The organism is Massilia atriviolacea (genome assembly GCF_003953935.1).
Classification (GTDB): Bacteria; Pseudomonadota; Gammaproteobacteria; order Burkholderiales; family Burkholderiaceae_D; genus Telluria_A; species Telluria_A atriviolacea.
Map to the genome: position 1 here is coordinate 1 of NZ_RXLQ01000040.1, position 14,650 is coordinate 14,650.

At 68.8% G+C, this 14,650-nt stretch carries 7 protein-coding genes; 1 reads left to right on the forward strand and 6 read right to left on the reverse strand.

Going from position 1 to position 14,650, the window contains the following annotated elements:
- Positions 1-84 precede the first annotated feature (84 nt).
- From EJB06_RS32810 to EJB06_RS31195, 5 genes are all read right to left on the reverse strand, one after another.
- A complete protein-coding gene (locus tag EJB06_RS32810; protein WP_229427380.1) occupies positions 85-270 on the reverse strand; it encodes a type II toxin-antitoxin system RelE/ParE family toxin in 186 nt (61 codons plus the stop codon).
- 212 nt (positions 271-482) lie between these two features.
- Positions 483-3,740 (reverse strand): TonB-dependent receptor, encoded by a 3,258-nt coding sequence (locus EJB06_RS31180; protein ID WP_126077921.1) that lies wholly within the window; start codon positions 3,738-3,740, stop codon positions 483-485.
- A complete protein-coding gene (locus EJB06_RS31185; RefSeq protein ID WP_164558095.1) occupies positions 3,730-10,893 on the reverse strand; it encodes a cadherin-like beta sandwich domain-containing protein in 7,164 nt (2,387 codons plus the stop codon). The genes EJB06_RS31180 and EJB06_RS31185 overlap by 11 nt, the downstream gene beginning before the upstream one ends.
- A gap of 347 nt (positions 10,894-11,240) precedes the next feature.
- Positions 11,241-12,851, reverse strand: coding sequence for an aspartyl/asparaginyl beta-hydroxylase domain-containing protein (locus tag EJB06_RS31190; protein WP_126077923.1), 1,611 nt, complete (start codon positions 12,849-12,851; stop codon positions 11,241-11,243).
- The gene (locus EJB06_RS31195) at positions 12,848-13,330 is read right to left on the reverse strand and encodes a GNAT family N-acetyltransferase (protein WP_164558096.1); all 483 of its coding nucleotides are present in this window, start codon (positions 13,328-13,330) and stop codon (positions 12,848-12,850) included. The genes EJB06_RS31190 and EJB06_RS31195 overlap by 4 nt, the downstream gene beginning before the upstream one ends.
- A 50-nt stretch (positions 13,331-13,380) precedes the next feature.
- Here EJB06_RS31195 and EJB06_RS31200 point away from each other — a divergent pair, with 50 nt between their 5' ends.
- Positions 13,381-13,695, forward strand: a complete 315-nt coding sequence (locus EJB06_RS31200; RefSeq protein ID WP_126077925.1) for a DUF6916 family protein — start codon at positions 13,381-13,383, stop codon at positions 13,693-13,695.
- 18 nt (positions 13,696-13,713) lie between these two features.
- Here EJB06_RS31200 and EJB06_RS31205 read toward each other — a convergent pair whose 3' ends face one another.
- A complete protein-coding gene (locus tag EJB06_RS31205) occupies positions 13,714-14,403 on the reverse strand; it encodes a phage tail protein (protein WP_164558097.1) in 690 nt (229 codons plus the stop codon).
- Positions 14,404-14,650 lie beyond the last annotated feature (247 nt).

The window sequence follows — 14,650 nt, forward strand, 5'->3', positions numbered from 1 at the left end:
CCCTGGTTCGAGTCCAGGTCGGGGAGCCAGAATTTAGAAAAAAGCCACGCGTTTGCGTGGCTTTTTTCGTTTTGGCTGGCCGACTTAACGTTTCTCGCGCGTGTGCCACACGCGCAGGATGTAGAGCGTAGATGCAGTAATTTCATAGCGCATTTCGTCGCGGCCAACCAAGATCCTTCGCACCTCTCTCCGTTCGAATTCGTCGCGCTTTTCGCCGATGCGTGGATCTGCCACTAAACCTGCTGCGGCTGCCAGCAGCGATGTCAACATACGCGTTGCCGCGGGCTACTTCAGGACCGCGAGGAATTCATGAACACGAATTAAATCAGCGAGGGCTTTGCTGGTTACGCGGTCCGAAAGGACGTCGCTGGTCCGCGACATGCTTGATTTGCCTGTCCACGGAGCCGACACCGTTTCCGCTTGCGCAAAAAAATAGCGGCACCCTATCGCCGCTATTTTGCTTCAGGAACCGCGCGTGCTACCTACATCCCGCCCGCCTTGAAGGTCTTCTCGTCGAACTTGAAGCGCAGCCGCAGGAAGGTGCCGTGCGCCGTGTAGTCTGCCCCGCTCAGCTCCTTGTCGGTGAAGCCGGACAGGTTATGCCCGACCGACAGGTACAGGTTGCGCGCCAGCCGGTACCCGACCTCGGCGCCGTAGGCGTACTGGCGGCTCTTGCCCTGCGGGCTATACAGCACCGACGCCAGCACGCCCACATCCCACTTCGGCGCCACGTCCACCACCGCGCGTCCGCCCGCAAGCCAGGCGTTGTATTTCTGCTGGCCGGCCGGCAGATTGCGGTCGGTATTGAGCTTGCCCGCCAGGCGCGAGGTCACCCACCATGCGCGGCTCGGGTGGTAGTCCATATGCGTCGAGACGATGTGCGCGCGGTAGTTCTCGCCATCGATGCGCGCTTCGTCGCGCACCGTCTTGTACTCGTAGCGGGCCAGCGCATTGATGTCGTTGCGCTCGCGCGGACGCCAGGCGAAGCCCACCTGCGCGCGGTCCTGCAGGGTGTTGCCCAGCGGGGCGCCGAGCGCGTCGTCGTTGTTGCGCTGGTAGAGCAGGTAGTTCCGCGCCAGCAGGGTCCAGTCGTCGCCCAGCTTGCGCGCCACCGACACCGTATTCAACCACTGGTCCTGCCCCTGCTCGCCGATCATGTCGGCGCGGTCGAAGACCTTGCGGAACTCCAGCTTGGCCGAGGCGCTCCACAGCGGATCGATGCGGTAGTCGATCGCGCCGCTGAGCGCCATCGCTTCCTGCTCGCTGCCGTTCAACACCTTCAGGTATTCGACGCCGGTGCTGGCCGTCACGCCCGGGCGCAGCTGCCAGGTATTGCGCACGCCCGACGCCAGCTGCGCATTGCGCTCGTCGTCGAAGCCCAGGTCGGCGCTGTCGCGCAGCCGGTATTCCGAGAACACCGTGCCGCCCGCCATGTACGAGGTGTCGACCCCGGCCACCACGCTGGTGCTGCGTTCGGCCGGATCGATCGAATATGACGACGCCAGCCCGGTCTGGGTTTCGGCGCGCGCATACAGGCGCCCGTGCGACTCGGTCGCGTACTGCACGCCGAAGCCGTAGCGCTGCTGCTGCTCGCCGTCGATGCTGTGCTCCGCGTCGGCGGCCACGGTGAGCTTCCGGCTCGCCTTGAACTGCACGCCGATGCGCGCGGTGGTCGCTTCCACCCCGCGGTAGGGCGCGCGGCCGCCGCCCACCGGATGGTAGGGCAGGCCGGTCACGGTATCGAGTCCGGACGACTCCAGCCCGCCGAAAAAGCCGCCGGCCGGACCTTGCGCGCCGCCCAATGGCGCCGTGTTCGGCGCGATCAGGCTGTTTGTGCCCAGCTGGCCCGTTTCTTCGATGTGGCGCAGCGAGAGGTCGATCGAGAGGCGCTCGTTGAATGCGTACTGCACGCCGGCGCGCTGGCCGTCGCGCGAGGCGTCGCCGAAGTTGGGGCCGCCCTCGCTGTCGCTGCGCACCGCTTCGGCGTACAGGCGGGTCTGCGGATTGAGGCGCCATTTGGCGCTGGCGCCGCCGTCGCTTTGCCCGGCCGCGAGGCCGGAGGCGGTGTTGTTGAAATCGCGCCCGGCCTGGTGCCACCAGGCGCGCGCTTCGAGCTGCTCGCTGTTGTGGCGCAGTTCGATGCGTCCGGCGCTGCCGTCACGTTCGTCCATCGATTCGCCGGCCTGGCGGGTCGGCGTGGTCGACACGTTCCGGCCGAGCGTGTAGGTGGTCGAGCTCGAGCGCGCCAGTTCGGCCACCAGGTCGGTGCCGGCGCCGATCTGCCATTGTCCGGCCACGCTGTGCAGCTTGTACGGGGAATCGGGATTGCGGTCGTCGACGACCGAGGCGCCCACCTTGACGCGCTGGCCCAGGGCGACGCTGGCGTCGGCGCCGAGCACCCAGAACTTGTCGCCGCCCTGGTCGACCTCGTAGGTGATGCGGATCGATTGCGGGTCGCCGTCCGGGGTCAGGGTGGGGATGGCCTGGTTGAACAGGATCCGTCCGCTGAACGGCTCGAAGCTGTAGTCCACATAGCGCTGCAGGGCGATGACCTGCTTGACCAGGTTGGCCTGGTTCTTGTCGCGCACGACCAGTTCGACCTTGTCCGAGTTCTGGATCGCGCTGTTGCTGCGCACCGCGAACGGGCCGGAGGTGCCGTTGGCCTGGTATTCCTCGATCACCTGTTTCAGGCTGTCGTGGACGGCGAAGGCGTTGCCGCTGATGGCGCCTTCCTCGTAATGGCCGCGCAGGCCGGTGGCGGTGCGGTTGTACTGGCCCAGCTTGTGCAGGCCGTTGTCGGTCCCGCCACCGCTGCCGCTGAACTGGCTGAAGGCGGCGCCGGTGGCAAAGTCGCCGTACAGCAGGTAGTTCTTGCGCTGGTCGAGGCGCAGGTACAGGCGCTCGCTCGATCGGGCGTCGAAGGCGGTCACCGCGTCGTCGCCGTAGACCGGGTAGTGGCGGTTCGGGTCGAGGTCGCGCAGCAGGCGGCTGCTGTCGGCTTTTTCGGAATCGTAGGCGGCCGTGATGGCGCTGTCGATGCCGATGTCGCCCTTGGCGAAGAACGCCAGGCGCGCCGCCACGTCGTCCTTGCCGCCATTGAACTGGCGGCTCCAGCGGGTCAGCGACTGCTCGAAGCCGTCGTTGAAGCGCTCAGGCCCGCTGGACGAGCCCTGGCGCCGGCCGATCACGCCTTCGGCCACGCCGGCCGCGAACAGGGGCCGCCGTTCGGTCACGAAACTGAGTTCGCCGCGCGCCTGCAGGGCGCCGCTGGCCACCGTCAGCAGCACGTCCTGCGCATGCGATGGGGCCACCAGCTGGAAGCGCGCCAGACCGTCGTCGACGCGGATGCGGGTGCCGCGCAGCAGGCGGTCGGCGCGCTGGCCGAGCCGCAGGCCGGGCGCGGCGGCCGGGTCGACGATGCGCCCGCCGCTGCTGTCGACCGTGATCCAGGTGCTGCCGCGCAGGCGCTGGCCCTGGGCATCGAGCAGGCGCACGCTGACGCCGACGGCGGAGCGGCCGTCGCCGGGCAGCAGATTGCTGTCGGTCTCGACCAGGATGTCGGCCAGCGCCGGATCGCTGCGCAGCGACAGCGGCGCGCTGCTCGCCGGCTCACCCGGCGGCTGGGCCAGCGGCGCGATCGTCTGCGCGTGCAGCGGGTAGGCGGCGGCAATGGCCAGCACGCAGGTCAGCAGGCGGGTTTGCGCGCGCGCGGGCAGGGGACGCAGGAAGTTATTGCGCATGTTGTTCCCCTTGTACTGGCTTGCTCACGGCATTGCCGTTGACCTTGGTGTTCACCTTGCTTTTTACCTTTGTCGAAAATGTGATACCGGGACTGGCGGCGGGCGGCGGCGCCGGTTCGGCGCGGGCTTCGCCGGCCTGGCGCGGACGTCCCAGGCGGATCCGTTCCTGCACCGGTGCGGCGCAGCCGGTTTCGGCGAAGTCGGCGCGGATCATCTCGCCGTTGCGCACGTCCAGCAGCAGGCTGTCCGGGTCGCCCAGGTTGCGGTTGCTGGTGTCGCCCATGATGCTGCCGGCCGGCAGCGAGACCGGGTCGACCTTGATCACGTGCGCGCTCGGCGACAGGCCGCAGTAACTGTACTTGCCGTCGTTATCGGTGCGCACGCTGGTGCCGTCTTCCAGGTACAGGCGCACGCCCGGAATGCCGGCTTCGCCCGCATCCTGCATGCCGTTGCGGTTGCAGTCGGCGAACACCTTGCCGACCACGCAGGCCTCGTTGGTGAACACGCCGCCGCTCACCTTGACCTGGAAGCGCGCTTCGTTCGAGGCGATGGCGGCCGCGCGCGGCGCCAGCGTGACCGGGTCGAGGCAGCCGTCGGCGCTGTTGCAGGCATACGCCCAGGCGCGGTTGACGCCGTCGCCCTGCATGCTGCCCACGCCGATCCGCGCGCGGTAGCTCAGCACCAGTTGCTGGCCGGCGCCGGCCGCGCCCAGGCGGAAGCCCAGCACCGAACCCGGACCCGTCAGCGGATCGGCGGCGCGCGCGCCGTTCACCGTGGCGCTGCCCGGCACGTAGCGGAAGCCCGGCGGCAGCATGTCGCGCACGCTGGCCTGCGCGATGGTGGAACCGGCACCCTGGCTGAGCACGATGGTGTAGCGCACCGTGTCGCCCAGTTCGGCGCTCTGGCGGTCGCCCGTCTTGCTCAGCGCAAGGCCGGCGGCCACGGCCGCGTCGAGCGGGATGTGGTTGTTCATCAGCGCAGCGGACACACCGTTGGTGATCTGCAGCTTGAGGTAGTACTGGGTGCTGTTGGTCCCGCCGGCGACCAGGCCGGCGCAGGCGCCGGCATCATGCCGGGGCACGTTGGCGCCCGGGGCGCTGATGCCGGACTGGACCAGGGCCGGATCGGGCGTGGCGCCCACGGCCAGGGTGGCCGCGCAGGCCGGCAGCAGGCTCGAACGGTTGCCGTAGCCGGACGGCGCGCCGCCGACCGACAGGGTGTAGGTTCCGCTCGGGTAATCGTTCTGCAGCTGGACCTGGTAAGCGCCGTCGCTGCCGGTGACCTGGTTCTGCCCGCCCGCCAGGTGGGTGGCGGCATCGAAGCCGGCCGGGCCGGACAGCACCACCGCCACGCCCGCCAGCGGCTGGCGCGAGATGGCGTCGTAGACGATGCCGGTCGGCTTCAGGGCCAGGTTCTGCTGGCTGATCTCGTCCGAGCTCGACAGGCTCAGGTTGCGGATGGTCTTGTTGCCGGCATTGCCGGCGCCGCCGCCCGAGTCGGCCGTGCCGCTCAGGTTGCTGCCGGGCTTGCTGAACTCCAGGGCGAAACCGCTGCCGGTCGGCAGGCCGCTCTGGGCATAGCCGGCGCAGGCCAGGTTGTCGAGCTGGTACTGGCCTTGCGCATTGCTTTGCACGGTGCACAGCGACTGGCCGTTCTGCGACAGGTTGACGTTCCAGCCGGCCACCAGCGCGCCGGGCGCGCCGGGCATCGGCTTGTCGCCGATGGTGATGGCGCCGCTGACGATCGGCAGCTTCAGGCCCGGCACGGCGCGCGGGCGCAGGCCGAACAGGTAGCCGTCGAGCTTGCCGCCGGAGGAGGCCAGCAGCGCGCCGTCGATGACGATGTCGGCAATGCTGGCCTGGAAGGCCTGGGTGCCGAAGCTGCCGTTGTTGACTTTGCCGCCTGCGAGGCCGGCGCGCTCCTGGCCGTCGGCGTACTGGGCGCCATCGACATCGCCGCTGCTGCGCTTGAGCGTGTAATTGCCTGCGGTCAGGCCGGCAAAGGCGAAGCTGCCGTCGGCGCCGCTGGTGGCCACGCTGGCGGCACTGCCCGACAGGGTCACGCGCACGCCGGACAGGCCGCTTTCGCCGCCATCCTTGACGCCGTTGTTGTTGGCGTCGACGTACACGAAGCCTTGCACGGTGCCGGTGTTCTGTTCGCCGAACAGATAGCCGGTGCCGATGGCGCCGGGCGCGACCGCGATGTTGGCGATGCGGTTGCGCGCGGCGCTGTCGTCGAAGCCGCCGTTGTCGACCGTGCCGCCCAGGTTGCCGGCGGTTTCCTTGCCGTCGGCCCTGGACGATGGCTGGATCTGGGTCAGGGTGTAGCTGCCGCCTTTCAGGTTCTCGAAAGCGAAGCGGCCTTCGCTGCCCGTGACGGCGCTCAGTTCCACCGCGCCGCCGTCCAGGTCCGTACCGTCGAGCTTGACGGTGACGCCGGCCAGGCCGGCCTCGTTGCCGTTATTGACGCCGTCGTTGTTGCTGTCGGTGTAGACCAGGCCGGCCAGCGAAGCGCTCGGCGGCGGCGCGCGCGTGACGGTCACGGTGGTGGTGACTTTCTTGCCGCTCTGCGCCGTGACCACGATGGTGACGGTGTTGCTGCCTACGGCCAGCGCGACCGGGGCCGAGGCGCTGGCGCTGGCCACGGCCGTGCCGTTGACGGTGATGCTGGCGCTGGCGTCCGCCACGGTCGGGGTGAGGCCGATGCTGGCGACCGCATTCGGCACGGCCACGGCGTAGGCGGTGGTGGCGCTGGAAAAGGCGGGAGCCAGGGCGCCGGCCGAGACGTTCAGCGCGGCGAGCGCCGCGTTATCGGACAGCGCGCGCGTGGCCGTGATGGTATAGGTCTTCACGCTGCCGTTCTGGGCGGTGACGCTGATGGCGATGCTGTTGCTGCCCGCCGCCAGCGGAATCGACGCCGAGGCGCTGCCGCTGGCGACGGCCACGCCGTTGATGGCGAGGCGGGCGCCGGCATCGGCCACGGCCGCGATCACGCCGATGCTGCCGGTGCTGGCCGGCAGTTCCAGCGCGTAGCTGGTCACGCCCGGCGCGAAGGCCGGGGCCAGGGTGGCGCCGGGCACCGACAGGGCGGCCAGGTCGGCATTGGCGCCGGCCGCGCGGGTGACGCCGATGGTGTAGGTCCTGGTGCTCAGGCCGTTCGGCGCGGTCACCACCACCGTGATCAGGTTGCTGCCGGTGGCGAGCGCGATCGGCGCCGAGGCCGCGCCGCTGGCCGTGGCCACGCCGTTGACGGTGATGCTGCCGGCCGCCGTCGGCGTCACGCTGAGCGAACCGGTCTCGCTGCCGACGCTGCTGCTGTAGGCGGTGGTGGCGGGGCTGAAGGCCGGCGCCAGGCCGCCACTCGACAGGCTCAGGCCGGTCAGTTCGGCCACGGCCGGGGCGGCGCGCGTGACGGTCACGGTGTAGGTATTGGTGGTCACGCCATCCTGCGCGGTGACGAGCACGGTGATGACGTTGGCGCCGACGTTCAGTGCGATCGGCGCCGATGCCGCGCCGCTGGCGGTGGCGACGCCGTTGACGGTGATGGTGCTGCCGGCGGCGGTCGGGGTGACGCTCAGGCTGGCGGTGGCGTTCGGCACTGCCGCAGTGTAGTTCGTGGTGGCGCCGGCAAACGCCGGGTTCAGCGTCCCGGCCGACAGCGCCAGCGCGGAGAGGTCGGCGTTCGACGAGACGTTGCGGGTGACGTTGACGGTGTAGGTGCGCGGCGAGCCGTCCTGCGCCGTCACGACCGTGCTGATGACGTTCAGCCCGATGTTCAGGGCGATCGCGCCCGAGGCCGTGCCGCTGGTGACCGGCACGCCATTGACGGTGACCGTGGCGCTGCTCTCGGCCACGGTCGGCGTGACGGTGATCGCGCTGGTGGCGTTGGGCACCGTGGCGCTGTAGGCCTGCTGGAACACACTGAACGCCGGGTTCAGCGTGCCGTTCGACAGGACCAGGTTGGCCAGGTCGTTATTGGCCGAGACCGCGCGGGTGACGGTGACGGTGTAGGTCCTGGTGCTGCCGTTCTGCGCGCTGACCTCGACGCTGACGGTGTTGGGGCCGGTGTTCATGGCGATCGGGCCGGAGGCGTTGCCGCTGGTAACGGCCACGCCGTTGACCTTGACCGTGGCGTTCGGCTCGTTGACCGTCGGCGTGACGACGATGCTGGCGGTCGCCGCCGCGATCGACATGGTGTAGCTGGTGGTGGCCGGCGCGAAGGCCGGGCTCAGGCTGCCGCCCGAGAGCGCCAGCGCCGACAGGTTGGCGTCGGCCGACGCGGCGCGCGTGACAGTGACCGTGTAGCTGGTGACGGTGGCGCCGTCCTGCGCCGTGACGACGGTGTTGATGGTGTTGGCGCCGACCGCCAGCGCGAGCGCGCCTGAGGCGTTGCCGCTGGCGACGGGCACGCCGTTGACGGTCACGCTGGCGCTGGCGTCCGCCAAGGTCGGGGTCAGCGTCAGCGCGGTGGTGGCATTGCCGACGCTGGCGCTGTAACTGGTGGTGCCGGAGGCGAAGGCCGGACTCAGGGTGCCGCTCGAGAGCGACAGCGCGGACAGGGCGGCATTGTTTGACGGCAGAGCACGGGTGACGGACACGGTGTACTGCCTGGTGGCGCCATTCTGGGCGGTGACGATGATGGTGACCGTGTTGTTGCCCGGGTTCATGGCAAGCGCAGGGGAGGCGGCGCCGCTGGCAACGGCCACGCCGTTGACGGTGACGCTGGCGTTGGCCTCGGCCACGGTGGGGGTGACGGTCAGGCTGCTGGTGCCGCTGCCGACAGCGACGGTATAGCTGGTGGTTGCCGGCGCGAACGGCGGGCTCAGCGTCCCGCTGGACAGGCTCAGGGCGGACAGGTTGTTGTTGGACGAGGCGGCGCGGGTCACGGTGACGGTGTAGGTCTTTTGCGTGACGCCATCCTGCGCCGTGACGACCGTGGTGATGGTGTTGGCGCCCACGTTGAGCGCGATCGCGCCCGAGGCGTTGCCGCTGCTGACGGCCACGCCGTTGACGGTGACGCTGGCGCTGGCGTCGCTCACGGTCGGCGTCAGCGTGAGCGAGGTGGTGGCGTTGGCCACGCTGGCGCTGTAGCTGGTGGTGCCTGCCGCAAACGCCGGGTTCAGGGTGCCGCTCGACAGCGACAGCGCGGCCAGGTCGGCGTTGCTCGAGCCGGCGCGGGTGACGGTGATCGTGTAGCTGAGCGGCGTGCCGTTTTGCGCCGTCACGGTGACGGTGATGGTGTTGCTGCCGACCGCCAGCGCGATCGCGCCGGAAGCGTTGCCGCTGGTGGTGGCCACGCCGTTGACGGTGACGCTGGCGGTGGCGTCAAGCACGGTCGGAGTGACCGTGAGCGAGGTGGTGGCATTGCTCACGCTGGCCGTGTAGCTGGTGGTGGCGGAGGCAAACGCCGGCGCCAGCGTGCCGCTCGACAGGCTTAGCGCGCTCAACTGGTTCACGCCCGACGCCGCCGCGCGCGTGACGGTGGTGGTGTAGGTCCTGGTGGTGCCGTCCTGGGCCGTGACGATGGTGGTGATGGTGTTCGACCCGACCGCCAGGGCGATCGCGCCCGAGGCGTTGCCGCTGGTCACAGCCACGCCGTTCACGGTGATGGTCGCGTTGGCCTGCGAGCGGGTCGGGGTGACCGTCAGCGACGTGGTCGTGAACGGCACGTCGGCGGTGTAGCTGGTGGTGCCGCTGGCGAAGGCCGGGGTCAGGGTGCCCTGCGACAGGGCCAGGGCGCTCAGGTTGGCGTCGTTCGACGGCGGCGCGGCGCGCGTGATGGTGACGGTGTAGGTTTTGGTGGTGCTGCCATCGAGCGCTGTGCCAAGGACGGTGATGACATTCGCGCCCACGTTCAGGGCGATGCTGCCGGAGGCCGCGCCGCTGGCGACGGCAACGCCGTTGACGGTAACTGTCGCGCCCGGCGTGTCGACGGTGGGCGTGATGGTGGTGCTGGCGATCGCGTTGCCCACCGAGCCGCTGTAGCTTGTGGTGCCCGGCGCGAACGCTGGCGTCAGGGCGCCGGCCGATGCCAGCAGGTTGCTCAGGTTGGCATTGCCGGTGGGGTCTTCGAAGACGAAGTTATTAAATCCTTCCTGCCACAGTTTGCCCGGGATGCCTGTGCCGCCGTCGCTGGTCACGCGGACTTCGTCCAGGTTCTTGAAGGAGCCCGGCAGCAGGATGTCGACCAGGGTGCCATCGTTGCTCGCGTTGAAGTTGTACGTTGCGCCCGTGAACGAGCCGTTCAGATAGCCACGGATGGTATAGGTGGCGGCAAGGAGCTGCGCTTCCTGTAATTTAAAACTGGTCAGGCCGAATTTTTGGCTGGACTGGCTTTTGATGATGAATACGTCGACCGGAAGGCTCGGATAATTGCCGGATTGGGCATCGCGGACGTTACTGCTTGCGTACATCAGCATCGACTTGCTGTCGAACGAAGTGAAATTCGTGATCCATCCGGTCGGTGCATTGCCTGAATCGGCAAAGTAGGCATCGAGAGCAATGTTGGGAACGTTGCTGGTAATACTCTGGCCATCGGTGAGCACCGGCGTCAGGAAGGCATTATCCGGGGCATTGAAGGACACTTGCAGCGACCCCGCAATGCTCGGCAGGACATGCCGGTAAGCCGGGAAGGCCAGCGTGGCGCTGCGCAAGGCACCGGTGCGGCTTTCCAGCAGCCAGTCACCGCCGTGGGCGCTGGCGCCGGTCAGGTTGTCCGAGGCGGCCACGCGCGCACCGGTGCGGCCGGCCAGTTCGCCGATGAAGTCCTGTCCGGCCTTGCCTTCCGCCACGCTGCAGCCGTACAGCAGGATGTCCGCGTCGGCGCGCAAGGCGGCGCGGATCGCGTCCAGGTCGGCGCTGCGCGCACTTAACTGCCGCCGGTCCAGCGCCAGCGAGCCAAGCTTGAGCGCCCCGGGCGCGCCGTGCGAGATGAGGTGCAGGGCGCTGATGCCACGCCGTGTCCGCAAGGCTTGCGCGATCTGGCGCAAGCCATCCTGGCGCGCGTCGAGCACCACCACGTCCATGCCGGTGCCGCTCAGTTGCCGGTAGTCGGCCAGGTCGTCTTCAACGAACAGGATCTGTTGCGCCGCCGGCGGCGGCGCCGCGCTGGCTGGCGGCCCTGACCAAAGCAGCGCGGCGCACATCCATGCCATCAGAAGTACTCGCCACCAGAGTGGCGCGGAAAAGGAAGTCGGCACGGCGGAATAACGCATTTGTCTTCTTTCATGGGCGCTGACGCCGGCGTCGCTGCGCGGCTGTCTGCTTTTTAAAGAATTGCAATCAATTAGGTGCTGCAGGTCATCTGAAACGGGGCCGAGCGGCCCGTGTTACGCTCATCGCGATACGGTGCAACGATGGCTGGGCGTGGCGATTCGCCCGCGCCATGCCAATGAAAACCATGTCATTGATGATTATCTAAAGAAACTAAGATTTCGGCCAGATATTTGGCATGAATGATTAGTTATTTGTCATGATTTCACCAAAAAGCCACATTGCCCGCCTATTGCTGCCGGTGGCGGCGCATTTCCAGCGCCCGATAACGCTCGCGCAGGCGCTCCGGCGCGGTGAGGACGCCCGCATCGCCGGCAAACTGCGCGCCCGGCTGCTTGGCATGGAAACCGGCCCGTTGCCTCAGCAATTCGGTCTGCCGGTCGTCGCAGGCGATGCCGAAGCGGCGCAGCAGCGTCCCGGCCAGAGCTGGCAGGCTGGCGTAATTAAGCAGGCTCAGCTCGCCAGCATGGGCCAGGGCGGCGTCGAACAAGCCTGCCAGCACATGCGCCGCGTAACCGTCCAGGTCGGCGGGCGCGAGATCGGCTGGCGGCGGCGGCAACAGGGCCGGGTGCAGCAAGCCGGGCACCATCTGCGGGCCGCGCTGGCGCCGGTGCGAGGCCAGCACGGCGCCCGGCTCGCGGTACAGGAACAGGCAGGGCGTGTCGGGAAAGGCGAGCCGGACCAGGGCCAGGCTGTGGATATGCCAGCAGTCGAGCTTGACGAAGAAGTGCTTCTCCTGCGCGAAGCGGCGCTGGCCCAGCGCCAGCACGACCTGGCGCAGCAGGGCCGCCGTGGCGGCGGGTGCCAGGCCGTGCTCGTGGTGGCGGCGCAGCACGGCGTCGATGACGGGCGGTTCGGACATCACCACGCAGTGGGGCAGGGCCGCCAGCAGCTGGGACAGCAGGGTGGAGCCGCAGCGCGACACGTGGAAGATGAAGGCGTCCGGCGCCAGGCTGGGGCCGGCGTCGTCGAGCGCGGCCGCCGGCGTGTCGCAGCGCTGGCGCTGTGCGGGAACCTGCGATGCCAGGGTGTTGTCGAAGAAGGGATCGGTAAAGCGCAGCGTGCCGGCGTGGCGCCACGCGACTTGCAGCGGCGTGCCGGACACCGTCACAGGGAACCAGTGCCGCATCGGCATGCCGGCGCGCCAGCTGACGGCATCGGCGCGCAGCAGGGCGCGTTCGCGCGCGTTCAGGGCATTGTTGCTGGCCAGGGAGGCTGGCGGCCTGGGCACGAAGCCGGCGTCGTCGAACAGTTGCGCCAGCCAGTCGTTGCTGATGCAGTCGATCAGCAGATGCACGCGCGGCAGGGTGCCGGCGTTGTGGACGGCGTGGCGGCAGCTGGCGTCCAGGTACCAGGCGCGGCCGGCGCTGAAGTGCACGGCTTCGCCATCGACCGTAAACAGCACGTCCGGCGAGGTCTGGACCGGTATGTGGAGCCGGGTCAGGCCCTCCTGCAAGGCGGTGCCGGGGTCGCGGTGCTCCTTGATGACGGCGCCCGGCGCGAGCGCCATCAGCCGCACCGATTGCTTGTCGCAGGCAAGGCTGGCGATCACCTGGCGCAGGTAGGGGCAGCGTTCCAGCACGGCGGTGTCGCGATAGGGCTCGCCGTCGACCGGCATGATGTGGCGCGCGCTGCCGCCCGCCGAGCGCAAGGGGACGCAGGACCAGCCCTTGTCGTAGGCGCCGGTGTTGAAGTGGGCGATCCACTCGTCGGCGCCGATGGCGTCCAGTTCGGCTTGCATGCGGGCGAGGTCGAATTCCAGCGGCAGGCGCAGCCAGGCGCTGGGCGCGGCCGCGCCGGCCGGGGCCTTGCCCGGCGCGCCGCTGGCGGCGCCGCTCATGGCGCGCTCCAGCGCATGCGCAGCTGGACGTCGTCGCTGGCGACGGTGTCGAAGCCGTGGCGCGCGTACAGGCGGGCCGCGCCCTCGTTGGCGCGCAGGACGCTGAGCGTGAGCGCCAGGCCGCGCGCGCCGGCGGCCGCCTGCAGCGCGCGCAGCACGCTGCCGCCGTATCCCTGCCCGCGCGCGGACGGCGTGAAGGCCAGGTCGACCAGGTGCAGGCGCGCGCCGTCGGCCTCGGTCACCAGGCGGCCGATGGGCTGGCCGGCGCGCTCCACGATGGCGTAGGCGGCATCCGGGAAAGCGCTGCGGTAGCCCTGGCTTTGCATGCGCTGCTGCATGCCGATGAGCTGCGCCAGGAAGGCCGGCTCGGCGGCCATGGCGGCCAGATCGTCGCGCGTGCTGGCGTAAAGTTCGGAAAGGAAGGCCTGGTCGTCAGCGCCGATGGCGCGCAAAAGAAGGGGGGCGGGTAGGGTGAACACAATTCTCCGTGATTCTTTGCTATGCTTTCGAGACATACAAGGGGAGCCGGATGACCGTTTCGATCGAACAATTCACAGGCGCGCTCGACAGCGCCTTCATTGCCCATACCGCCGCGGGCGACATCGCCCTGACCCTGGTCGAGGCCACGGAACTGCCGCGCCGCGGCCTGCCGGAGCAATTCCGCACGCCGCTGACCCTGATCTTTGCAGGGCCGCCGGCGCCGGTGCTGTACGACGATCACTATGTGCTGGACCACCCGGCACTGGGGCGCCACCAATGGTTCATGACGCCCATTTCCTCGCTTGCGTCGCTGCCCCGCAGTGCCGGGCCGGCCGGCCAGCGCTATCAGGTGGTGTTCGCCTGACAGCGCCGAGCGGGACGCTTAGTTGCGGCTCGGGAAAATACCCTCGACGCAGATAATGTACTGGACGCCGACGAACGGCGGCACGGTCGGAATCTGTCCGTTGACGCTGACCGTGACCGGCGCCTGCAGCGGCGTGCCCGAGCCGGTGTTGTTGACGGTGACAGTGCCGCCGCCGCCGCCGCCACCGCTGATCGAGCCCGCGTTCAGGGCGGCGGTGCCGCTGCCGGCGTCGGGGCGGTACATCAAAGGCTGGTTGAGGCCGCCGGCCTTGCCGGTCGCCAGGTAGCTGTTCGGCGCCGCCTGCGAGGTGGTGGCGACATCGGTACTGACGTTCAGGGTGGATGCCCCGCCGCCGCCGGACGCGGCAAACGTCGCCGTGTGATTGTGGGCCGGCAGGTTGGCCACGGTCAGGGTGACCGCGGCGACGCCGGTGCCGTTCAGGATGGCCGTGGTCGCGGCGTTGCCGGCGACGGTGCCCATGTCGGCCGCAATGCGGCCGGTCGCGCCCTGGGCGGCGCCCACCGCCACGCGCCCGCGCAGGTCGGGCAGGGCGAAGGTGCTCTGGCCATCGCCGCCGTAAGTGGTGCCGAGCAGGGAGAACAGCGCGCTGTTCTGGGCAATGCTCAGCAATTGGCCGGCGCAGGTCATGAAACCGCGCGGGGCGAATGGGAATGCGACGGGTACGATAGTGCCTAAGAACATCTCCATGATTTTTCCTTTGACTAGGGCAAAACGATAGGTGGGCGATGAGCCGCGTGCTGCGAGCCTGGCCGTGCAAGACTTGCAAAGTGATAGTAAATGATATTTTGCTTCAAAGACACAATTGCTATTCCGTGCAGCACAAACGTTGCTCTCGCCCATCGTCGGCCAGCGGCGTGCACATGCGGCTGGACAAGCTGATTTTCGCCCGATATAATGTTGCCTCTTTTCCCTGATAGCTCAGTTGGTAGAGCGA